Source organism: Qipengyuania qiaonensis (genome assembly GCF_019711515.1).
GTDB lineage: Bacteria > Pseudomonadota > Alphaproteobacteria > Sphingomonadales > Sphingomonadaceae > Qipengyuania > Qipengyuania qiaonensis.
The window spans coordinates 22,684-45,893 of sequence record NZ_JAIGNO010000008.1 but is presented as its reverse complement, the minus strand read 5'-3'; the positions used below and the strand labels follow the sequence as shown (position 1 = coordinate 45,893).

Genomic DNA, 23,210 nt, shown 5'->3' with positions numbered 1-23,210 from the left:
CCCATCTCCTGCCGCAAGAACGCCGCGAGCGAGGCGCGCTTTTTTGCAAACGCGCAGCTTGTCCGGTGGCTTGCGACAGGCAGAAATTCGGCTCGCAGGGGGACCGCTGCGACCGCCGGGAGAAACCTTGTGGGCATAACGATGGCATTGGCCACCTTGATGGTCGCGTCCGCAACATGCGGGACCGGCGCGATGGCAGGGCGGCCCGGTGTGAGCAGACTGATCCAGATAGGCATAGCCACTCCTATTGGTCGATACCGCAAGGGTTTGGTGCGCGAATGCCAAGCTGGCGATTTGCCATGCTATAATCGGGATCTGGCTGACATGAATACGCAGTGAGACATCAGATGATGGGACGAAGCCTTCGTCCAAGATTGGCTCTTCTTCATGTTGCCTTCAGCAGATTGGCGGAGCGGCGTTGCGCGACAGCAATCGGTCGCGAGACCAAAGTCGGCGTTGAGACGTGCGGTCTGGAAGTGGTTACTTCGCTTCCAGCCTCTAAACCGCCACTATGCCGGTCTCAGCACCCCCCGATAATGCACGATGCGCCGCACCGACGGCAGCGCGATCGGAACGTCGAAGTGTAACACGCCGCCCTCCTCCCATTCCCGCGCCAGAGAGCGGCCGGCGACCACGACCTCATGCCCGGCGTCGCTCAATCTGCGGCTGATCCGCCCGCCAAAACCGCCATAGCCGCCGAGCACGAGAATAAGGCTCACAGGATACGGTCCTGCCAGCGTGCATCGGGCACAAAACACTGTTCGCGCCAGCCGAACAGGCGATAGCGGTTGCGAGCGATCAGACGGTAGACGAAGTCGCGCAGCGCGCGCGGGATGAGCTGGAACACGGTCGAGACACGCCACGGCCAACCCAGCCCCGCCCAGATCGCCAGTACCGCGTTGCTATCGCGGAGCACGCGCATACCATCGACGACGATCAGCGTATCGGGATCGTCTGGGTCGACCCCGACGCGTCTCATCAGGGCCGCACCTGCCGGTCCCTGCATAGCGGCAAGCCGAAAACGCCCCTGCCGGTCGTGCTTGAGCACGAACCGTGCATTCGCCGAGCACAGCACGCAATGACCATCGTACACAATTACCGGAGACACTTCAGCCGGCGAACTAGTTTGGGTTGATGACTCTGGTTCAGACGTAAGCTGGTTTGACGATCGATGCTTCATGCGTCCGGATTAGCATCCTCGCTTTGTCCGCGCACTCGGCAATCCCCGGGAGCGCCACAATCGAAGCCACGCGAGGCATATCCACCGCCATCTCTTCACCGCTAGCCAGGGGGTCAGAGGCTCGCTCAACAGCAATATCTACCGGGCCATGGGCCGGTGCCGTTATGCGGAGCAGAGCCACTGACGGGTCGTAACGAGGCGCATCTGCACTACCTCCCGGCACTTTCAAGCTCGACAGTTAGAAAGCTAAAGCTAGCTCAACCCGTAGTGCGCGGGCAAATTCTGGACGCGCGTAGAGATAGCCGCCAGCATTCGCGTCGAGATCGAAAGAGCCATTGCGCGGATTGCCTTCGGTTAGTCCCAATGCGTTGGTTAGATTGGTGACATGCGCAGCCAGGGTGATCCGGTCGGTCAGCAGTGCGCCAATGTTCAGACCGATCAGCGTATATGCGGGCAATGGCTGCGTATTGGCGATATCGCTGTAACGGCGAGAAAAATACTCGCCGGTCAGCGCGATCTTCAGTCGGTCATTCAGCAAGGCGACACGCGGCACCGCGCGCAGAGACAGGCGTGGCACGCGAATGAGCCGATTGCCCGAATAATCGCACAGCACCGGTGCATCGTCCAGAATCTGGGTAAAGGCGAAATTGCGATAGCGCCCATCCTGCAGCGTCGCCTGAACCGCCAGATCGAATACACCGGTAGGACGCCAGAGTGCCTCCAGTTCCACCCCGATGGTTCGTGTATCGGCGATCTCGGTCCGCTCGACATAGGCGTTTGTGGCTGTATCGAAGCGGAAATCGCTGAAGGGTAGGCGCTTGAAACGAGTGCCAAATACAGTGGCCGACAGACTCAACGATTCGGCAACGTAGTTCACCCCCAGCTCGGCCATGGTGATTGGCACTGTTTCTTGGTCGGTGCGCAGCGGGGCGGTATTGAAGTTGCTCGCGCTGGGCAGGCGAAAGCTGCGCGTGTACCGTGCGAACACACCCAGATCGGGTGACAGTGTGTAGTTGCCGCCGACCGACCATCCGAAGCCGGTGTCGCGGCGCCGAATGGGAATGGAGGTACCATCGGGACCAAGCAGCTGGTCGTCGGCCAGGGTCGATGGATCGCCGAGGTCGATGGCTGCCTGCCCAGCCACCTCGCCGTCGATCCGGTTCACTTCCCAGCGCATTCCGAAATCGACGCGTGCCGCCGAAGATATCTGCCATTCGTCGGATGCATGCACTGCCAGCGCATCGACGGCCATCCGCGCAGAGTCGAAAATCGAGCCGTAGCGTTGTATGCCGCTATCGGTATAGCGGCCCGTCACATCCCCTAACACATCCAGCGCGACTGCATCGATCAATCGCGCCTCGTCCGCGACTTCCAGCAATGCAGTGCCCATATAGCGGTCAAAGCTATATGCATAATGCGCCACACCGATACTCAGTGCGACATCATGCTGGCCGGCACCCCACAGGGTAGACGTCAGCTTGGTTTCGGCGAGCACCTCATCTAGCGGAACGGAGACGGCCAGCAGGTTGGCACCCGTGAGCAATGCATTCGCGGATTCCGAAAATGCCGCGTCATCCGATACATATTTCAGTGCCAGTTGTTCGAGATCGGGAAAGGCTTCTCGCATCTGGCCCTCGATCGAGGCGAGGTAATCTTCCCCCGTCATCGGGGCGCCGGTTGGGAACAGGGCATTGCGCGTCGTGGCGCTATCGCGCCAGCGCAGCGCGCCATGCCATTCGCTGCCGCCACCAAGGTCCAGCGTTCCGCGCAGCGTGATCGCGGTCAAACGCGTATGCGTTCCCTTGGAAAGGTCGAAAACGGTCGGTACGAGGCCGTCGTAAAGCGGGACTTTCAGCGTCTCCGGACCAGCAAGTGAATCGCGCAGGGGATCGAACCCCGCGATTGCTTCGGGCAGGCCGTCGTCTCCCAGACCGAGAGGTACGGGCAGGTAAAATGTCACGCGGTCGTCCAGATGGCGGACATCTAGCGACAAGCTGTTCCCTCCGCTGCGATGATCGAGTGCCACGCGCAGCTGCCCACCGCTGTCGGCGGTATAGCCGGGCAATCTGCGTCCGCCGTCACGGCGATAGAAACCACCGGCTACCAGCCCCCATTCGTCCGAAAGCCGCAGCGCTTGATAGCCATCGAGCCGCGCATAGCCGCGATCGCCGCCCGTGAGCGTAACGCGCCCACCCTGTTCGTCGAGTCCCGATCGGGTTATAAAGTTGGCTACGCCGCCGGGCGCGTTGGGCATGAACAGGCTTGCAGGACCACCGCGCACGACTTCGACGCGCGCGATCGTATCGTCGATGCGGAAAGACTGGTCGGTATTTAGATAACCAAGTGCACCATCATACTGAACCGCAATGCCGTTTTCCGCAAAGGCGACTGCCGAAAATCCGTCGGTCGGTATACCGCGCGAACGGACATTGTTTCCCGCCTCTCCGCCGGACGATTCGACCCAAAAACCGGGAACTTGCCGGAACAACGACGCAGTGGAAGGCGGCGCGGTGAAATCCAGACGCTCTCGCGAGATAGACGTTAAAGCGTAGCTCATTTTACTGGCCGCGATCGGCGAGTCGACGGCACGGCCCGTCACTACGATCTCGAGCGGTTCTGCTGGAGAAGGGGGATCTGCCGATGGCGACGGCAATCGGGCAGACCTTGGTGTCGCGCGGGGTTTGGCGGCTTGTCGCGCTGCAACCGCGCGCAGGGTTATCCGTCGCGCATCATGGGTCGCCATGGACAGTCCCTGCCCCGCCAAGAGTCGCTCCAGCGCTGCCGCCACTGTCATCCGGCCCTTCAGCGCGCGGCTGCGCTTTCCCTTTGCGGCATCATAGGGGAACAGGATCTGCACGCCGGCCTGCCGCGCAAATTGCTGAAGTGCGTCGGCCAAATCGTCAGCCGGTACATCGAATGTACGCTGGCTTTCCCGCGCATGGACCGTCGATGGAATAGCGCACAGCGCGAAGCCCATCCAGAGCTGCACGCCAAAGGCAAGAACATAGGCTGGGGAAAGGGCACGCAGCGCAGTGCGTACTGGGCCAAACATAACACGGCTCTAGCCCGCCATTTGGTCACTATCGTGTCAGCAGGCTGACTGCCCTAGCGCTCTCCGGTCTCGATCCGTAGCGCATTGCCGACAGCCAGCAAGGCACCAGACGCGGATCTGATCCGCAGATGAACCGGATGGTGTCCGGAAGCGAGTTCGACTTCAACGCCGCCAGCGGCATTGGCCAGCGGCAGGTCCGCGATCAGGCGTGAGCCGTCATAGACCTCGATCGTGCTGCCCTCCGGGGCCTGCACATCGGGCATCACCCGTACCAGCGGTCCATTGAGTTGCAACGTCCCGCCCATGCGCGCGGTCCTACCTTCTCCGGTAGCCGAAAAGTCGAGATGTAGTGGAGCGACGGATGGATCGACCACAACGAAACTGCGGCCATGGCGAATCCCGTCGAACAGCGCCTGCGGCGTCAGATCCCGCGCCTCGATCACGGTAAGCGTATGTCCGATCGCACCCAGCTCTCGTACATCGGGATCATGATTGTCGCTGCCGCCCAGCGGCGTCAAGGCGAACCCATCCTCCAGGCGCTTCGTCCAGAACGGAATGGCCGAAATCGATCCTTCCGCATCGCGATCCGTCGATGCCAGCGAGGACCCGTTCACCAGTTCCATCGCATCGACCTTGGCGTAATCGACATCGTCCATGGTCCAGCCACAGCCCATACAGATTTCTCCACTGGGTAGGCCGGGATGGTTGATCGATACGATCCCGTCCAGTTCGTGAACTCGGTCGGCAATCGAGTTGAAACTGATCTCGCCGCCCTCGGTAATGCGAAAATCGATCGGGCTGGTGATACCGAAGATGTTGAAATGGCCGAAAAACGTAGTGATCTCGCGCCCCGGGATCAGCAGCATATCGTCGAAATAGTTCTGCGCTTCGAACAGGGCGCTCGCGTGGCTGGTGGTGTTGTGTTCGGTGATGGAAATGAAATCGAGCCTGCGTGCCTTGGCCGTTTCGACGGTGCGGAACAGCGGGCAAGGCACGCGGCGACCGGCAAGGCTGTCGCAGGAACCGTCGCTGTGGCCTGTATGCATGTGCAGATCGCCGCGATACCATCCTGGTCCGCGTCCGGCAGTAGGGGATGGCGGCATTTGCGCCTCGGCTCCGCGCAGGAACCAGATTCTTGCATGCCACCGTGCCGTCACGCCCTGCCGTATATTTGGAATTGCCAGGGCCAGCGCCCATTCACCCGCATCGATCGGGCCCGGCAAATAGGACGGTGTCGCGTCACTGCGCGCAATGGTGAATCGCGGTTTGTTGCCCCCGCTTGCCCCGCGGAACCCATGCATGTCTTCTATGCCGAGGTCGATAACGGTTTTTTCTTCGCGACCATCGTAGTCGAAGGCAACGACCAACCGGTCCACACCCTTGGGCACGTTGAATGCTGCCCGCTTGTAGCTTTGGTGGTCGGCACCCTCGATTGTGCCGGTAAGCTGCAAATCGGCTTCGCGCGCGGGAAGCGTTTTTTCTTGCTCCGGCGATTGCGCGAAAATCGCTGCCGGGGCCAGAGCGCTGCCGATCAGGATCGGCAGCGCTCCAAGCATCAATTCACTGAGCACGAGTGCCGCTCTGAAGAACGGCACTCTTCTTCCAAAGCGATTGCGCATCAGAACATGAAGCTCAACGATGCGCGAACCGTACGGCCGAACACCGGGCGGGCAAGGAAATATTCCGCATTGGCATCGCCGGCGTCGAACGAACCGGCTCTCGGATTGCCCTCGGTCAGGCCCAGTTCGTTGGTCAAGTTCGTGATGTTGAGGCCAAGGATGATATTGTTGGTCACCTCGCCGCGCGCATTGATGTTCAGCAGCGTATAAGAGGGAAGCGTCTGGTTGTTCGCAATATCGGGATAGCGCTTGGTATAGTGCTCCACTTCAAGTTCGGCGCGCAAGCGACCGTCGAACAGGTTGATCCCTGGCACCGCACGCAATGCCAGCTTGGGTACGCGGATCAGCTGATTACCGTCATAGTCGACCACATTGCCAGCCTGATCGGTATAGGTGAACCCCTTGTACTGCGGATCCTGCCATGTCGCCTGCAGCGCGAAATCGAAGAACTCGGCAGGTTTCACCAGAGCTTCCAGTTCGACGCCGAACGTCTCGGTATCGGCGATCACGACCTGCGGATCGTCGTACTGGTTCGTTTCCTCGTTGAAGCGGTAATTGGTGAAGCTGACACCTTCGAACTTCGAATAGAAGGCAGTGGCAAACAGGTTGAAGACGGAACTGCCATATTTGACGCCCAGCTCGGCCATCTTGATCGGTACCGAACGTTGGTCGGTACGCGTCGGATTTCCGTTGTATTCGCCCGCACTCGGCAGGCGGAATGTATCGGTATAGCGTGCAAACACGCCCGCATAGCGCGAGAACTGATAGTTCACCCCGACGGTCCAGCCCCAGTCGTCGAACGACCGGTCGACTGGGGTGAAAACACCGTTACCAGTCAGGACATTATCGTCGGCCAGCGTGCTGTCGTCACCTAGACTTACGGTCGACTTCTGGGCGACCAAGCCCTTGATATTTATCTTCTCCCAACGCGCCGCGGCGTCCACACGCAGCTCGGGCGTAATCTGCCACTCGTCACCGCCATAGATCGCCACGTTTTCCGCACCAATTGAGACGTTGTCGTAGATCGAGCCATAACGCAGAAAGCCGCCGTCCGTAACCGAACCGAAGACATCGCCGTTGGCATCCAGGGCGACGACGTCAACCAATCGAGCGTTGCCCTGCACGTCGAGCAGCGATGTGCCCATATAGCGGTCGAACCGGTAATCCGCGCTGCCATACGTAATCCCCAGCGCAAGGTTATGCGTGCCGCCTGCTTCGACTTCGGCGACGAGACGGTTGTCGGCAATGATTTCGTCGATCGGTACAGAAACCGACAACAGATTGCCGCCGATAACGAGACCATTGCCATTCGTGGATGAGGTCAACACTTCACCGTCGCTGACATACTGGGCCTGCAGCCCGGTCGCACCCGGAAACGCTGCCAGCGCCCCCGACAGCGAGGCGAGATAATCGTCGATTGGCGTGACGTTGCCGGTTGGGAACACGGCATTGCGCAGCATATCCGCATTCTTGTATCGCGTCTTCGATTCCAGCCTCACGACATCGCTCAAGGCCAACGCACCGGTCAGGGTGACCTGCGTCAGCTGAGTGTGCGAGCCCTCGGTCAAGTCGAAATCGTAAGGCTGGCCGACATTCAGGATGTCGATGCGTGTCGTGTCGCCGCCCGCCAGCGTGTCCGAGCGCGAATCGAAACCCGGCACGTCGGCGATATCGCCGTTCTCATCATAGGTCAGCGGGACGGGCAGATAGAAAGGCACCTTGTCCTCGATATGCTTGACGTCGAGCGCAAAGCTGTTGCGACCGTCGTCGTAGTCGATGGTGCCGCGGATCTGGCCGCCCTTCTCGGCTTTGAACCCCATGTCACGCATACCATCGCTTTCACGATAGAAGCCGCCGACGAAAACACCCCAGTTGTCGTCGAGGCTGGTGCCGTAATAGGCATCGACGCGGTTCAATCCATAATCGCCCCAGGTGTATTTTACGAGGCCGCCCGGATTGTCGCTGCCCTTGCGCGTGATGAAGTTGACGACACCGCCCGGCGCGTTGGGCGCATAGATCGATGCCGGGCCACCGCGCACGGCTTCGACTCGCGCGATGGTTTCGTCGAAGCGGAACGACTGGTCGGCGTTCAGATAGCCGAGGCCACCGTCATACTGCACCGAAATGCCGTTTTCCTGCAACGCAACCGAGGAATAACCATCGGTTGGGATACCGCGCGCACGGACATTGTTCGACCCCTCGCCGCCCGAAGATTCGACCCAGAAGCCCGGGACCAGTTTGAAAGTTTCCGCAGCGGACGCGGGATTGGTGATACGCAATGCCTCATCGCTCAGTGTGGTGACGGCATAGCTTGCTTCGGCTTTGCGCAATTCGCTGGTGCCGGCCCGGCCGGTGACGATGATTTCGTCGAAGCCGCCGCCGCGCTGGCCTTCGGCTTCGCTTGCTTCCTGCTCTCTGTCCGTGTCGGTGGCATCCTGTGCCATGGCGGGCGCCGCCAATGCCGTTGCGAGAGAGATGGCCGAAGCCGCGATCAACTGCTTCTTCATAATACCCCCATGAGGTGAAATCCGTTTGCGAGCGCTCTTGCTTCGGGCACGACCTCGCCGCGTCCGGCATCGCTCACGCTTCGCTGCGTGCGTACCGGTTGGCGGCATTGCCGAGCCCATCTTTGAACACTCTGATCCCAAGACGGAGGAGAGCGAAAATTCCGCCATCGAAGGTGCAGAATTTTTACGAAGAGCTGCGGAATAGAGCGCTAAAGCTCCAAATCGCGGCGGTTTTTATTTTTGGTAGAGCAGAATGGCTGTATCGCTCCGACGGCTGGCGATACCGAAACCGTCATACAGGCTTTGCAGAAAGCCGGATGGATCGTCGGTGCGGAACCGCCCCCCCAACCGGATCGCGCCGATTGCTGGATCGCCCAGCCGGATCGGCTCGGCCAAGTAGCGATTGAACTCATCCAAAGCGGCCGACAATTCCATTCCGTCGAAGATGATCTCGCCGCGCTGCCATGCACCGGTTTGCGCGAGTTCCTCGCTGGCGAGCGGCAGAGTCAGAAAGCCGGATGCGCTGGCGGTAAGCACCTCGTTGGCATGCAACATATCCGTGAAGCCACCGGCGGCGCTGACCGCAGCACTGCCCGCCATCACGGCAAAGCGGGGACCTTGTTCGAACAGCCGAACATTGTAGCTGCCACCGGCAAGCTCTGCACGCATCGTGGCGGCATACAGTACCGCACCCACCGCGCCTTTGCCCGCCAGCCTGAACGCCGCTTCACCGCTCTCGATCCAGATTTCGAGCGTTTCGCCCATGCGCCACGCGATTTCCGTGGCTGTGTTAAGACTAGCAAGTGCGCCGCCCGGCAATCGTACGACGCGCCGTTCGCCAATAGCGGTGGTGGCGGTTTCGCGCCGCATATGCATCCAGAACCCGGCACCGGTCGCAATGGCGGCAATGCTGGCGGCAAGACCTGTAATTGCTGCGCGCCGATCTATGCCTCGTCGCGGCAGTTCGGGCTCGATTGCCTCCATCGCTGAAGGACCGACAGCGTCATCGTCCGTCGAAGCCCAGCGCAAATCGCCGATCCGCTTCCAGGTGGCGGCCATTTGAGCAAAGACGGATGCATGACGCGGATCGCTGCTGCGCCATGCCTCGAACGCGACGGGATCGGCCGAGCCGGTATCCAGCCGGACCAGCCAGTCGGCGGCGGCCTCCGCTATTTCATCCCCTGCTTTCGCATCTTGCGACATTCGCCGACGGATTCCGTTACGCGTGTTTCTTCAGTGTCAGAACCATCGGCGTACCGCCATTTGGCAAGCAGACGAAGACCCTTGGACAAATGTTTCTCCAAGGTCGAGACGGAAATGTCCATCTTTGCCGCTACTTCGCGGGGTGAAAGATTGTCGATTTTTCGCAGACACACGGCTTCGCGGCAGCGAGGGGGCAGCCTCTCCAGATAGCCTGCCATGCGATTCAGATCTTGCCGCGCAATGGCCACGCGATCGGGCAGAGGCTGCTCGTCGACCGGCTCCAGCGCCTGTAGCGAAAGCGACCGGTCAAGCTGCACCACCTGAGCCTTGCGGAAGCGCTCGACCGCTTCATTGTGAATGATACGCAAGGTAAACGCATTGGGATTGGCGATCTCGGCCCAGTTGGACAGGCGGAACAGCCGGGCGTAGGCCTCCTGCACCAGATCCTCAGCCTCGTCGCCGTCGCGCGTCAGTCTCAGGGCATAGGCGCGGTGCTTTGCTCGATAGACAAAGACCTGGTCGGCAAACCATTGGTCGATCGGACGAAGCCATGACATTTGCGCACCCCATCAGCGTGTTTCCGCGCGCCGGATACGAGCCGAAAGTGACAGTTTGCAGTCCGCTTCGAGCGGAACGCGAGAACGCCCTACCCCCCGGAACCTGTTTTTCGATACCAGCGAAAAGGCGGTAGAGAAGAACACCCAGATCATCCGGCATCTGGATTCGAGAGCCGGACGGCGCGGCTTTTTTCAGATTCAATAATTTCTCTATTTCAATGATTTATGAGTAGATAAGTAGGAGGGAATGACGTTTTTGCTGGTTGTCCTAAGCAAATCGACACTCGATCGTCGCGATTCTAGCTCCAGTGCTCCATCTGCGCGGCCCCAAGCTTGGCAAATCGCACCGTCAGGTCGAAAGAAACTTGATCCCGGCGCATCAGAGCGCCGGGCCTCGGCTTCGGGTGAAGTTTGCGATGATCGTGACAATTTCTTCTGAAATAGGAAGGTCCGCCTCTCCATAGGTGGCGAGGTTGTCAGCCGGATCGTTGCCCGAGACGTCCTTCAGCACGTGATTGGCGTCAGGCAATATCTCGATCATGGCAGCAGGATTGGCCGATTTCAGTCTTTTCGCGTCTTCAATCGGTACCTGCAGGTCCTTGCCCCCCTGTACTATCAGCATCGGCAGGTCGACACGCGCCGACAGTTCGGCCGGGTCAAGCGCAAATGCGCTGATCAGATATTCCTGCACCGTCGGACTGAACAGGGGCAGCAACGGTTGCGGCAGGGACGGGGCATCAACCTTCTCGCCGGAAGTCAGACTATCGATCGCGGCATCCGCTGCCGGGATCAGGGACGTGTTTGCAGGGTTGGCACGAAGCTGTTCCCTGATCATCTCGCCCATAGGCTTGCCGGGAGCGGCGACAAGCACGAGGCCACACAGACCGTCGACCTCTTGGGCTGCAGCAAGCGAAACAAGCCCGCCCTCGCTATGGCCAATCAGCCAGACGCAGGATGCTCCGGTTTGCTCGCGTATCTCGCGTACCCATGATGCGGTGTCGGACACGTAATCGGCGATGGTCACGGCATTGGGGTCGGAGACCGCTGCGGCACTGCCAAACATGCCACGCTTATCGATGCGGACGGTCGTGATGCCCTGTGCCGCAAGCCCTTCTGCCAGCAGGCGGTAACTCGATGCCTTGACCCCCATGGGGTTGTTTCCATCCCTGTCAGTCGGGCCGGAACCGGGAATAATTAAAGCGACCGCTTCTTCGCCCTCTGAGCTGCGTAGCATCGTCCCCGACAGCGAGCCGTCCGGTCCCTGCGCCTCGATCGGCACCTCCGCCGCTGGCGTCGCGCCGGCGGAATAAGCCAGCACGCTCGCACAGGTCGCTATGGTGGCAAGTTTGATCATAGAATTCCCTTCGTATCGTTCCATGGATTTTCGGCCCAGCTAACAATTGCCGAAAACCGGAACCACTACAGGTTGGCATCTTGCCCTGTGTGCCCGACCAGTCGCAGCTCCCACAGACACAATCGGAAAGCGGGCGTTCGGTGTTGCCTGTTCCGTAAGGCAGGCCTTTGCCGAAAGTCATAGGCAGTGCACAACAGCAAGGGCAGACTGGGTTTCGCGTTATCGTCCAGACACTGAAGAGCGCGTTGGCCAGCAGATCGAGCGCCTGCTCGATCGCTCCCAGCCGACCCCAGCTATGACAGCGATCGACGGCGAAGAATTGTCAGTGAATGTCGCGGAATACCCGCGGCCTCGTGAACGCATGAATCGAGCAACGCCTCGCTAAGCTCAAATACTGACGCGGCTTCGGCGCGCGTCGAGAAGAGCTCTCATAGACTAACTTGCCCTATCCTGTTGTCGCGACCACCTCTTTGGCGGTCGGTTGTTCAACCGGCCCTTAGATCGCCATGCTCTTGCCAAGATGTTCGGCAACCCGCCTTACGCTTCTCGGGTTTGGTGGGTTATGGCGATGCACGATCTGCACGTCGAGCGGCGGCGCAGCATATTTGCCCAGAACGGGCTGCAGCAGCCCATGCTCTAGCTGGGAGGTGACCTGGTAAGAGAGGGCCTGGATGATGCCACCACCCATTTCGGCGATGCAGATCGACGCCGCCGCATTGTTGGTTGTCATGCTGCATTGAATTCTCTGGGAACGCGGTCGACCGTTATAGTTGAAATGCCATTGTTCGTCGAAACCGGCACCGTTCAATCCGATGCAAAGATGGTTTTTCAACTCGTCGGGACTCCGCGGTTCCCCGGCGCGCTCGATGTAATCAGGCGAAGCGCAGGTCACGCGGCGAACCTGCCCCACCTTGATCAGTTGCAGGTTCGCATCCGGTGCTTTCGCGATGCGGATCGCCAGATCGATACCTTCCCCGATCAGATCGCTCAGACGGTTTTGGAGGAGGAGTCTGATACGCAGTTCGGGGTTCGCCAGCCTAAGCGAATGAAGCGCAGGCACCACGACGAGACGGCCGAAGAGCTCTGGGGCAGTAATGGCAACATTACCGGATAGCGCGCCCTCCGGCTCGCGCCGAGCAAGGCTATCCAGGCGAGCCACGATTTCGGCATAGGCCGACTGATGTTCGCGTCCCTTGCTGGTGAAAGACAAGTGTCGTGTCGAACGTTCGAGCAGGACTTCGCCAGCCTCATTCTCAAGGAGCGTCACAGCACGGGATACGGTAGCTGGCGAAATGCCGAGGGTGCGCGCAGTTGCCGCAAGGGAGCTGTCGGGATCGATCGCCCCGAAAATGCGCATCGCTGCGATCCGGTCCATGGCAGCCTTTCAGTTGATGCAACGAGGCATTTCAGGATTGTCTCCTTATCTGAAATAAGGAAATCATCAAATGAGGTGCCGACTGAACGAGAATGGAGCTTCAGATGAGCACACGCTACAAAACAACCACTGTCGACGGAATCGATGTTTTCTACCGGGAAGCCGGTTCGCAGGACAAACCGGTCCTGCTGCTGCTGCACGGTTTTCCTAGTGCAAGCCACATGTTTCGCGACTTGATTCCCTTGCTGGAAAAAGACTTCCGCCTGATCGCGCCAGATCTTGTCGGCTTTGGGCAGACGCTGGTGCCAGACGGGCGTGAATTCGTTTACAGCTTCGAGAATTTGACCCGGATCGTCGAGGGATTCTGCGCGAATCTCGCGCTCGATCGCTTTTCCCTATACGTCTTCGATTATGGCGCCCCGATCGGTTTCCGGCTCGCTATGCGCTATCCCGAGAAGATCGAAGCCATTATCACCCAGAATGGCAATGCGTATGTCGAAGGCTTCAGCGACGAATGGGGTCCGTGGGAAGAGTACTGGCGCAATCCGACCCCGGAAACACGTGAAGCGTGTCGGCCATCACTCGCTCCTGAAACGATTCGAGAATGGCAATACGGTACAGGCGCTCGAAAGAACCGCCTGGCGCCGGATGGCTACGAGTTGGACATCGCTTACATGGCAAGGCCGGGAGCCGAGGAGAGGCAGCTCGATCTGATTGGCGATTACAAAAGCAACGTAGCGCTTTATCCCGACTTTCAGAATTACTTCCGCGAGGAGCAGCCTCCTTTACTGGCTGTGTGGGGGCGACACGATCCTGCCTTCATCCCGCCGGGGGCAGACGCCTTCAAGCGGGATCTTCCCAATGCTCAAGTCCATCTGCTCGACGCCGGACATTTCGCGCTTGAGACGCATGCCCGCGAAATTGCCGCCATCGTGTCCGAGTTTTCCTGCGCCGGGCCCGAATGAGTGGTGCTGCAAAGCAGTGGAAATGGGGATGGAAGGGCTTCGCCTTTCCATCCCTGGAGGCGAAATTGACCGACGTCGCCTGATGGCCACCCCCCTCCTGCATGGAACTAGCGAAAATCTGTTCTCGCTGGCGCTTCGTCGACCGGTATGACCGAGGTCCTTCACAGTTCGACCCGAGTAATTGATGGACACCTCAAAAAACGGACAATTCGGCCCGCAAACTACCGCGCATCGGGGTGGCATACGGGACTCGATTGCTTTGATGGAGTTCTACAAAGATGAACATCCATGGCCTTCGGTTGCTCGCGCGCCGTCATTCGCCTCATTCGAAAACAGCGGCAATGAACTTGCCGAGTTCTGCTTCGATCTCCTGGTCTTCCGGCGTTCCGCCCATAAAACCGCCATGGGGCATCGCCTCGAATACGTGTAGCGCCGCATCGACTCCGGCGTTCAAGAACGCCCGATGCATGCGGACCGTGTTCGACAGGAACAGGTCGCGCGTACCGGTCTGCAAAAATACCGGAGGGAAGTCCTGCAGATCTCCGAAGAGCGGGGAGAGATAGGGGTCGGCAAGATCCGCACCGTTCGCGTAGAGCAGGTTGTTCGACATCAAGGAGCGCGGGAGCACAAGATCCACCATCCGGTTGGTCTGGAAACTGTCGCCGGATTCGGTCAGGTCGACTTGAGGCGATAACAGCGTCAGCCCCCGGGGCATCGGCAAGCCTTCCGCCTTCGCTCGCAAGAGCATCGCGGCGGCGAGGTTCCCGCCTGCTGATCTGCCACAAATCACTATACGTTCCGCCGCGTGGTGCTCCAGGACATGGCGATATGCTGCTACACAGTCGTCAAGCGCGGCGGGAAAAGGATGCTCGGGTGGCATTCGGTAATCGACACCATAGCATCGCAGATTGTGTCGGTCGGCTTGTCGACGCGCGCTCGTCAGGCAGGCTTCTCCGCCGCCGAAGACAAGCGCACCGCCATGAAGGTCTATCAGTGCGCCGCGCTCATCGAAGGGAGACGAAGGCCTCGCGACATGGATCGTGGCCTGATCGACCGCAATAGTCTCGACTTCGGACCGCAGACTGCCTGCCACACTCTTGAGTGCAGCCGCGTAATGTGCGTCAGCAGCACTCTTGACTGCCATCCACCCGTCAAAGTCATCGGGCTCCGGCATCTGGTACTGCGCGTTCACTGATGTGCCGTCCTCCCCTACAAGGCGCGAAAGTGCCAGTCGCGCTTCGCCGCTAATCGATCTCGGAGGAGGTATCGTGCGCACCGGTATGTGTGCATTACGTTCGATATCAGTCAATGATCGATCCGCCTTGTGTTGTTCAACAAACCGTTCGTGCGCAATCTGCCAGCCGAAGTTGATGTACCGTTGCTACGAGGCCCATGGGAGCTCGTATGTAGCGAACTCTGCACCCTTTCGCAGAACGCATGATCGAATTGCGCAGGTGGGACCCAGCCAGTGATTTTGGTCCATTCAGGTTCGTCGGCTTGCTCCAAGTGGCTCTACTTTCTCAGGAACGGGAGCCGACCGCTACGTTCTGTTCGCTTGAAATCGCCGGCGTCCGTGCTGGTCCGGATTTGCGTGTCGTCCACCAGATAATGGCGGTGATGACCGCGAGCCCTGCACTTGGCACGAGGTTGACGGGTGTACCGACAATCTCGCCGCGGCTGCTGAGGTCGCCTCGAAGGTCGAGGTGGAGCGTTGTCGCCAGGACAATAGCGCTGACATTGTAGACGCCATGCAGCACGACAGCGACCTCAAGGCCTCCCGTTCTCCAGGTTATGATCGCCATCGCGCCGAAGAGTACGAGATATGAGCCCAGAATGTATGGGTCGAGACTGCCGTGGAAGAGCGAGAAAAGAACCGTCGTAAGCGTGATGCCGAGGATTGCGCCGGAAAGCGAACCGCGTGTCCAGCTGCCAACAACGCGGAACATGAGGCCACGAACACCGTATTCCTCGCCAGCGGCCGCCAGCGGTGTAAGCGTCATGCCGATGACGAAAAATGCTATGAGATCCGCGGTGCCCCAAGGGATTCTGTCATCGGGCGCGAAAAAGCCGACGGACATGACAATAAGGACCAAGGGACCGAAAACGAGCAATGCACGGCCGAAAACGCCGAACCGGAAGCAGCCGGCGACGGAATGCAATGAGCGCGCCGGGACTCCATAAAGCCAGCGCTGGAGAAGCATGCTGTACGGAATCAGAAGAGCGAGAGAGAGCGCCCCGGCAGCGAACTGCAGGGGCGTGAAGCCCGTCCGTCCCAATAGCTGACTGTCGATTGCAGAGGCGGCGGCGAGGCACGCCTGCCCGAAGACAATGAGCCCGGCAAACAGAAGGAAAATCGCAACGATCCCGCGGCCGAACCGTCGCTTTTCACCCGCGTACACACGATGGTATTCGACGCCAGGTGGCACCCGAGATGTTCTAACAATCTCGTCGGGCCGCAAAAACCAACTCTCACTCTTGACTGACATAACTCTGCATTCTTTCATTGAACCGACCATGGAACCGTCGGTCAAAATGGGTTTGGTGGTACTCGCAGATTGCGTGAACATGGCTCCTCTCAGACGAACATGACGGTTCAGGGGCGATCGTCTACATGCAGCTTCGTCCAGTGGGCAGCAAAGGCCCAGCGGTCGGCGACCTCGGCAATGGCCTTGTCCTGCGGGGTTCCGGCACCATGGCCCGCACCGCGTGCAACACGTAAAAGGATTGGCTTCGTGGGTTGGACGAGGTGCTGCAGTGCCGCGACGTACTTGAACGAATGGGGTGGCGCCACACGGGTATCTTCGTCCGCAGTGGTCACGAGCATTGCCGGATAAGGGCGATCGGGGCGGATGTTGTGCAGCGGTGAATAAGCGATGATTGTTCGAAAATCGGCTTCCACGGACGGGTCGCCGACCTCGTTGATGAACAGCTTGCCGCCCGTGAACCGGGCAAAACGCAGCATGTCGTAGTGGCCCACACCGGGCAGGGCCGCGGCAAACAGATCGGGGCGCTGGTTTACGGCAGCGCTCACGATCAAGGCGCCGTTCGACTCCCCCTGCGCGACCAGCCCGTCCGTCGAGGCGATCCTCTGCGCCTTGAGGAACTCACCGGCGGCAATAAAATCGTCGAAGCTGTTTTGCTTGTTGCCGAGCCGGCCTGCATCGTGCCAGGCGGCTCCATATTCACCGCCGCCCCGGATGTTCGCGATGGCGTAGGCCCCACCCTGCTCGACCCATGCCATCACGTCCGGCGAGTAGTAGGGCACCATGGAGATCCCGTAACCGCCATAGGCGTAGAGGATGGTCGGCACCGGTCCTGCCACGTCCTTGCGCCGGATGATGAACATCGGCACGCGCGTCCCGTCCTTCGAAGGGTAGAAGACCTGCTCCACCTTGACCTTGTCGAGATCGAAGGCGGTCCGGGGAACAGACCAGGGGGCAACCCGGTTGGTGGCAACATCGTAGCGATAGACCGACCAGGGCACATCGTGTGCAGTGAAGGTGAAAAAGGCTTCGGGATCGCCCGGCTCGCCTGAGAACACCCCTGCGCTGCCAATACCGGGAAGGTCCATCCTGCCGTCGGGCGCTCCATCGAGCCGGAACCGCCGTACTTCGGACTTCGCATCGACGCGATAGACCGCCACGATCCGCTCCCCGACGATAGAGGCGCTTGCGAGCACAGCCGCGTCCTCAGCGACGATCTCGCGAAAGGTCGGCTCTTCTTCGGCAAGATCGACTGTAACTATCCGACCACGCTCGGCGCCTTCCTTAGTATTGAGGAATAGCTTGGAGCCTGCACTGCCCATCACGACCCATGGTTTGTCGACCCTCTTTACCAGGGTTTGCGGTTTCCACGGGTGCTTCTCGAGATCGATGACGCTGAGACCATTGCCCCCTGACACGGCCGACGTGTAGATGATTGCGTAGCGGCCGTTCCCGACCACATCGAGCACACTGGGCAGATTGGGATGCGAGAAAATCCGGCGATCGGCGGACTGAGGTGTGCCCAGTTCATGATAGTAAACCGCGTGGCCTGCAAAAGATGCACTGAGCTCTTCGCCTTCTTCGGGTTCGGGCAGGCGGGAATAGAAGAAACCGCGACCGTCGCCGCTCCACGCAATCAGTGTGGAACGGGCCCAGGACAGCTTTTCGGCAAGGGGATCGCCGCTATCGACATTTACGATGCGAATGGTTCGCCAGTCGGTTCCGCCCTGCTGCAGGCCAAAGGCGACATATTTGCCATCGGGGGATGCGGACCATTCGGCTAGCGCCCCGGCGCCGGTTTGGGCCCAGTCTCGCGGATCGACAAGGACACGGTCCTCGCCGTCAAGCTTCTCGCGCATGATCAGGCGCATCGGCTCATCGCCAGCCGGGTCGCGCGTGAAGAAATAGCGCCCGCCTTCCTTTTGCGGCGGCGTCACCCGCTCGTGGTTATAGAGCGCGGCCAACCGGGAGCGGAATACGTCGCGGCTAGGGAGTTCTTCAAGATAGGTACGGGCTGCACTGTCCTGCTTCTCGACCCAGGCGGCGACCTCCGGATCGCGGCGCATATCCGCCTCGAGCCAGCGATAAGGATCGGCGATAGCCACGCCGAAGTGATCCTCAACGGCACTGCCGCGTTTGGTTTCATGAATGGTCATAGGCGAGTTTCCTGTAGCGCAGCCGCCGAGAAGCGCCGGAAGCACGAGCAGTACAGGCCCGAGCGTATTGCGGATTGGCCATCGCCGAAGCGAGGTATATCGCGGGTCGCGGTGCGCTGTCTTGCGATCCGCCTTGTGAATGCGATTGGTCGGGAACATCTCATCCTCGTTGGTTTGCGGTTCGAAACCCGATCTCTGACAAGCGCGCGCACTTGCTGTTCAGGTCACCGGGTCGCAGATCGAGAGCGTGTCGGTTGTACGGAACGCCGAGGCCAGAAGGTCGCTCGTCTGCTTCATGGTAAATGTCTTTCCGTGGTTTATCGCCGACGAGCTGATATATTCGTCGACGACGCGGAGCGCCGCCATAATGGAGGCAGAACAGATTCGAATTTCAAGGCAGGGTGCGACGCCGAGCCGCTCCGCGACGATCTCCGCCAGGGTTGCCTCCGATTGATGACAGGCCATCAGCCAGGCCGAACGCAGCGCTGGCTCGCGCGGCAGGATCGACACGATCCGCGCCGCTGCGACGGCATCGCGAAGCTGCTGTTCGGTCTCGACCAGAGTGGGCATTCCGACGCCCAGACAAGCCTCGATCGATTGATCTCTCGGCCACTTCCGCAACATGGTGACGAAGGCCAGTTCTGTTGCGAGCAGCAGCGGTTCGATACAGGCCTCTTTCGATCGGAAATATCGCCATATCGTGCGCGTGGACAGGCCCGCCGCCGCCGCAATTGCATCACCGGTGGTTCGACCGACGCCATTTTTCCAGAACAGCTCCGCGGCGTGGCGGGATACAGCAAGGCGCGCCTGATCACTGTCGGTAAAGCTCATCTGTTCGTTCAACCTGAGAAATCTCTGTTCGTCGCAAAGGTGGGCGCGTTCGCCTCACGCTTGATGATGACAAGGCGCTTAGAAGCGCACACCCCACAATGCAGCGCGCAGCTCGGATCTTCTGCCACGTACTAAAGCTGGTAGGGTCTCGCGCTCTTTCAACGTCGACATTTTGAAGCCTGCATCAGTCACTGCTTTGGTGTGCTCGAATTGGGCGGAAAGGCTGCCGTCACGTGTTCTGACATTCCAGCCATCGCTGTCGGTCACCACCTGCCGTCGGCCTGCGTTGCCCATGGGTTCTATAGTGAGGACCATGGCTTCAAGAAGCCAAAACACTGCCGATACGACCGAAATTGAGGGCGTGTGGCTCCTCGTGCATCTCGCGACCAATCCCTTGCCCGCAATAATCCACGACCACCGAGCGGCCATTTTTCTTCGCATGCCTCTCAACAGCAAAGGCGACATCGCCGAGAAGGGCGCCGGACTGCTGATCTGAATATTCGCCGACACGCTCCTCGGCAATTTTCAAGTGACCAGATGCGCCAGCACATGCAATTTTTGGGCTGAAAAGACCCAGGTGATCAACAATTTGGGCAGCGTTTGAAAACTGACCTGACCTAAACTGCAGTGCGCGAGGGATCGCTTCGTCAACACTGCTGTTACTAAGGATTGAATGCAACTCGCCTCGCGCATTTACGCGCTCTGACGCATCGGGAAACGCAGTGAGAATTTTGCTTATCGAAGACGAGCCCGGCCTCGCCGAGTCCGTGTGTACCGCCTTGAGAAAGGAGCGGTTTATTGTCGATCATGTCGACCGGCTTGCGACGGCGCGAGAGGCCAGCCTGTTGGCAGTATTCGATCTGGTGCTTCTGGATAGAAAGCTGCCGGATGGCGACGGCCTGTCGCTCATTCCGGCGCTGCGAGCCAAAAATGCCGGAACCCATATCATCGTGTTAAGTGCATGGGGTGAGGTGGCCGAGCGTGTGGCCGGGCTTGATGAAGGTGCGGACGATTATCTTGTAAAGCCCTTTGCCCTCAATGAACTGCTTGCCCGCATCCGTGCCGTCCGTCGTCGTCCGACCGAACTGGATGCTGCCGAAATTCGGGCGGGTTCAGTGGTTTTCTATCCAGCGAATGAAGAGGTCGAAATACGCGGAGTACGCCTGGATCTCCCGCGTCGTGAACTGCGTGTTCTTGCCGCGCTGATGAGACGTGGGGACAGAACAGTGCTGCGTGAAACGCTCGAGCAAGCCGTGTTCGGCTTCGATGACGATGTACAGTCCAATACGCTGGACTCGCATATCTCGCGGCTGCGAAAAAAATTGAACAGATCCGCAGCGGGTGTCGAAATCCACGCAATCAGGGGCGTCGGCTATTTGCTTCGCGAGCCAGCATGAATAGATCTCCCTCGCTCAGACGGCCACTGATCATCTACCCCTTGGCGGTCAATTTTCTGATTCTGCTCGCCTCCTTCGCGATCATCACTGCCATTGCAATCCGCTTCGACAGCGGTGGTCCATACACCGATGAACAGATCATTCCCATCATAGCCAGCGCGATTGAGCGCAGCGACGACGGGCAGCTCTCGGTCGTGATGACACCTGAACTGGCCGAATTGCGCTCACAGACACCGCAATTATGGTTCGTGGCGGAAGATGATAGTGGGCGCAGCGTAAGCTTCGGGACGGTGCCGCAGCACTACGTATCGTTCACCGGGCGACTGAGCGATTTGTCTTTTGCTCAATTACGTGACCGGCAACCGCCCTATGACCTAGCTGCAGTCGTGAGAAGACAGGCAACCGATATCGGCGATCTCACGATCATGGGGCATGGCGCGCTTTCGAACCTGAACCTCACAGTTGCCCTTGCTTCGAACGTCATCGTCTTGCCCATTTTCGTGCTGCTGGCACTAACCTCGTTTCTGGTCACGCCCTGGATCGTGCGGCGATCGCTCGCAGGTGTCCATCGCATCGCGCACGAAGCATCGACCATCGATGCGCACACACGAGGACGCTACCTCAGCGAGGACTATGCTCCTCGGGAAATTGCGCCGCTTGTCAGTGCAGTCAATGCAGCCTTACGACGACTGGATGAGGCGCATGAGAGGCAAAAGCGCTTTTTTGGATACGCAGCGCACGAGCTGCGCACGCCTATTGCGGTGTTGCTCAGCAAGGTGGAGAGCGCAGAAGACCATAAGACCCGCGCGCTGGCCAGCGACATTCAGCGCCTTGCGACCCTCGCGGAGCAATTGCTCGACCTTCAGCGCATGGAGAACCACCAGCAACAGGAGCGCTTCGACCTTGTATCGCTTGTCCGCAAGGTGGCTGCTGAACTGGCGCCGATCATCATTGCCAAAGGAAAGACGATCGAAGTCGAGGTTCTGGCGAACAAGCAGTACCTTGGCGATCCCTCAGCCATCGAACGGGTGGTCATGAACCTTGTGCAGAATGCCGCCGAGCATGGTGGACGGCATGTCGTCGCGCGCGTGACGGATTCGGGGTTCGAGATCGAGGACGACGGCTCCGGCATTCCGCCGGATGAGCGCGAACGTGTGTTTGAACCTTTCTACCGGTTGCGCCCGTCCAACTTCGGCAGTGGTCTGGGCTTGAATCTTGTGCGGGAGGTTGTCACTCGCCACGGGGGTTCCGTGGCCATTCGCGATACGGCCACAGGGGGTACGATTGTGCGTGTCAGGCTGGGGGCCGATCAGACCCGGATATCCGAGGCGGCATCTGGAGGCGCCGACTAGCTCTTCACGTTTCGCGCCCGGCAATGTTCGCGCAATCTTCGCCTGATTACCTCCTGCCATCATGAAAGCTGGCGGCCATGATTGCCGGTCAGGTCCCCAAGCCAAGGCAAATTGGCCGCTCGCAGCGCTTTAAGGAGAAGATCGAATGAAATGGGAATACAAAGTCGTCGAACAAACACTCAAGCCTGACGAATTCGACAGCCTCGGCGCCGAGGGATGGGAACTGGTAGCGGTCGTTTCTCCCGCTCACTTCGTTGTCCATTATTTCTTTAAACGAGAAGTGCGCGCTTGAAGTTGTTCGGCGCAAAAGCCCGCTTGTTTCAGAAAATTAGCCACTCGACCGAGTGCAGACCATTGTAGACAGCATGGAGAAGGACCGAGGGCCAAACAGATCCTGTCTTGCGAAACAGGGCGCCGGAGATCAGGCCGACCATGATTGCTACCCACAGGATCACGCCGGTGCCATGGGCAAGGCCAAAGATAACGGAACTCAGACCGACCCCCGCCCAGACGCCATATTTGTTGAGGGCGTTGGCAATAACGCCGCGGAAGAGGAGCTCTTCTCCCAATGGGGTCAAAATAGCGCCTCCAAGAACTGCGAGCAAGAATGGGACTGCTCCGCCGCGCACTGCCTCATGAAGAACCGCTTGGGATTGATCGACCTGACCTGTCACGACTGCATTAAGATCGATGATCAGCAGACTCAGGCCATAGGCAGCGATGGCGAGACCTGCCGCGATGGCATACCAGAGCAGGCGGCTGGCGACGATGCCGAACTGATCGGAAGGGGTGCGTCGCACCGCGTACGCGGCGGCGAATCCGCAAAGACCGGCGATGGCGCCGCCATAGGATCCAATCACGCCCTGCCAAATCGGCAGACCGTCTGCCAGATATCCCATTGCCAGGGCAACGATGCTCAGAGCGATCGCGAAGGTTGCGAGGCCCACTCCGATGCTGGCCCAACCCGGCCTGCCGGGACTTTGCCAGTTATCGAGGACCATTGTGACCTGCCTCGGTGTGTTCATCACGCTCGCTCCGAACAATACATAGGTCGGCGCGTACGTCGCCGTGCCATAACCCGACTGTTTCGCTTTGCGATCCCAGGTCGGTCACGAATGCAAACAAATGGGGGAGCGAACTTGCCGCTCCCCCGGCTGCCTGACCTTTCCCGGCGCATCG

The 23,210-nt window shown here is 59.6% G+C and carries 20 protein-coding genes; 4 read left to right on the top strand and 16 right to left on the bottom strand.

Translation table 11 applies throughout. The features are described 5' to 3' along the window. Positions 1-509: 509 nt before the first annotated feature. From K3174_RS12495 to K3174_RS12455, 9 genes are all read right to left on the bottom strand, one after another. Complete coding sequence (locus K3174_RS12495; protein WP_221558975.1) at positions 510-719, bottom strand: hypothetical protein; 210 nt, start codon at positions 717-719, stop codon at positions 510-512. After that, positions 716-1,180 carry a thiol-disulfide oxidoreductase DCC family protein gene (locus K3174_RS12490; protein ID WP_221558973.1) on the bottom strand — a complete coding sequence of 155 codons (465 nt, stop codon included), beginning with the start codon at positions 1,178-1,180 and terminating at the stop codon, positions 716-718. Before K3174_RS12490 ends, K3174_RS12495 begins: the two co-directional genes overlap by 4 nt. Positions 1,181-1,418: 238 nt before the next feature. Next, positions 1,419-4,169 (bottom strand): TonB-dependent receptor, encoded by a 2,751-nt coding sequence (locus K3174_RS12485; protein WP_221558971.1) that lies wholly within the window; start codon positions 4,167-4,169, stop codon positions 1,419-1,421. Positions 4,170-4,285: 116 nt separating this feature from the next. After that, positions 4,286-5,827, bottom strand: coding sequence for a CehA/McbA family metallohydrolase (locus K3174_RS16895; RefSeq protein ID WP_221558969.1), 1,542 nt, complete (start codon positions 5,825-5,827; stop codon positions 4,286-4,288). A gap of 23 nt (positions 5,828-5,850) precedes the next feature. After that, a complete protein-coding gene (locus tag K3174_RS12475; protein WP_221558967.1) occupies positions 5,851-8,358 on the bottom strand; it encodes a TonB-dependent receptor in 2,508 nt (835 codons plus the stop codon). A 234-nt stretch (positions 8,359-8,592) separates the two neighbouring features. Beyond that, entirely contained in the window at positions 8,593-9,561 is a 969-nt protein-coding gene (locus tag K3174_RS12470; RefSeq protein WP_221558965.1) for a FecR family protein, read from the bottom strand. Further along, entirely contained in the window at positions 9,528-10,118 is a 591-nt protein-coding gene (locus tag K3174_RS12465; RefSeq protein WP_221558963.1) for an RNA polymerase sigma factor, read from the bottom strand. The genes K3174_RS12470 and K3174_RS12465 overlap by 34 nt, the downstream gene beginning before the upstream one ends. 379 nt (positions 10,119-10,497) lie before the next feature. Further along, positions 10,498-11,397 carry an alpha/beta hydrolase gene (locus tag K3174_RS12460; protein ID WP_345719646.1) on the bottom strand — a complete coding sequence of 300 codons (900 nt, stop codon included), beginning with the start codon at positions 11,395-11,397 and terminating at the stop codon, positions 10,498-10,500. A 571-nt stretch (positions 11,398-11,968) separates the two neighbouring features. After that, positions 11,969-12,847, bottom strand: a complete 879-nt coding sequence (locus tag K3174_RS12455) for a LysR family transcriptional regulator (RefSeq protein ID WP_221558960.1) — start codon at positions 12,845-12,847, stop codon at positions 11,969-11,971. 104 nt (positions 12,848-12,951) lie between these two features. Between K3174_RS12455 and K3174_RS12450 the strand changes: the two genes are divergently transcribed. Beyond that, on the top strand, positions 12,952-13,812 hold the full coding sequence (locus tag K3174_RS12450; protein WP_221558957.1) for an alpha/beta fold hydrolase: 861 nt from the start codon (positions 12,952-12,954) through the stop codon (positions 13,810-13,812). A 322-nt stretch (positions 13,813-14,134) separates the two neighbouring features. On the opposite strand, the gene K3174_RS12445 is transcribed toward K3174_RS12450, so the two are convergent. The 6 genes from K3174_RS12445 to K3174_RS12420 all read right to left on the bottom strand — a co-directional run bounded on the left by K3174_RS12445 (position 14,135) and on the right by K3174_RS12420 (position 19,811). Then, positions 14,135-15,004 carry an alpha/beta hydrolase gene (locus K3174_RS12445; RefSeq protein WP_345719645.1) on the bottom strand — a complete coding sequence of 290 codons (870 nt, stop codon included), beginning with the start codon at positions 15,002-15,004 and terminating at the stop codon, positions 14,135-14,137. Between the two features lie 328 nt (positions 15,005-15,332). Beyond that, entirely contained in the window at positions 15,333-16,298 is a 966-nt protein-coding gene (locus tag K3174_RS12440) for a CPBP family intramembrane glutamic endopeptidase (protein WP_221558947.1), read from the bottom strand. 107 nt (positions 16,299-16,405) lie between these two features. Next, positions 16,406-18,451: a prolyl oligopeptidase family serine peptidase gene (locus K3174_RS12435; RefSeq protein WP_221558944.1), complete on the bottom strand. Its 2,046-nt coding sequence runs from the start codon at positions 18,449-18,451 to the stop codon at positions 16,406-16,408. Positions 18,452-18,670: 219 nt separating this feature from the next. After that, positions 18,671-19,282, bottom strand: coding sequence for a TetR/AcrR family transcriptional regulator (locus tag K3174_RS12430; RefSeq protein WP_221558942.1), 612 nt, complete (start codon positions 19,280-19,282; stop codon positions 18,671-18,673). A gap of 78 nt (positions 19,283-19,360) precedes the next feature. Continuing rightward, positions 19,361-19,576, bottom strand: a complete 216-nt coding sequence (locus K3174_RS12425) for a hypothetical protein (RefSeq protein WP_221558939.1) — start codon at positions 19,574-19,576, stop codon at positions 19,361-19,363. Positions 19,577-19,601: 25 nt separating this feature from the next. After that, a complete protein-coding gene (locus tag K3174_RS12420) occupies positions 19,602-19,811 on the bottom strand; it encodes a M24 family metallopeptidase (RefSeq protein ID WP_221558937.1) in 210 nt (69 codons plus the stop codon). 193 nt (positions 19,812-20,004) lie between these two features. On the opposite strand from K3174_RS12420, the gene K3174_RS12415 reads away from it, so the two are divergent. The 3 genes from K3174_RS12415 (at position 20,005) to K3174_RS12405 (ending at position 22,323) form a co-directional block, all read left to right on the top strand. Continuing rightward, complete coding sequence (locus K3174_RS12415; protein ID WP_221558936.1) at positions 20,005-20,679, top strand: response regulator transcription factor; 675 nt, start codon at positions 20,005-20,007, stop codon at positions 20,677-20,679. Positions 20,680-20,720: 41 nt separating this feature from the next. Continuing rightward, the gene (locus K3174_RS12410) at positions 20,721-22,031 is read left to right on the top strand and encodes a sensor histidine kinase (protein ID WP_221558934.1); all 1,311 of its coding nucleotides are present in this window, start codon (positions 20,721-20,723) and stop codon (positions 22,029-22,031) included. A 145-nt stretch (positions 22,032-22,176) separates the two neighbouring features. Then, positions 22,177-22,323: a DUF4177 domain-containing protein gene (locus tag K3174_RS12405; RefSeq protein ID WP_221558932.1), complete on the top strand. Its 147-nt coding sequence runs from the start codon at positions 22,177-22,179 to the stop codon at positions 22,321-22,323. A gap of 28 nt (positions 22,324-22,351) precedes the next feature. On the opposite strand, the gene K3174_RS12400 is transcribed toward K3174_RS12405, so the two are convergent. Then, a complete protein-coding gene (locus K3174_RS12400) occupies positions 22,352-23,032 on the bottom strand; it encodes a CPBP family intramembrane glutamic endopeptidase (RefSeq protein ID WP_221558930.1) in 681 nt (226 codons plus the stop codon). Positions 23,033-23,210: the final 178 nt, after the last annotated feature.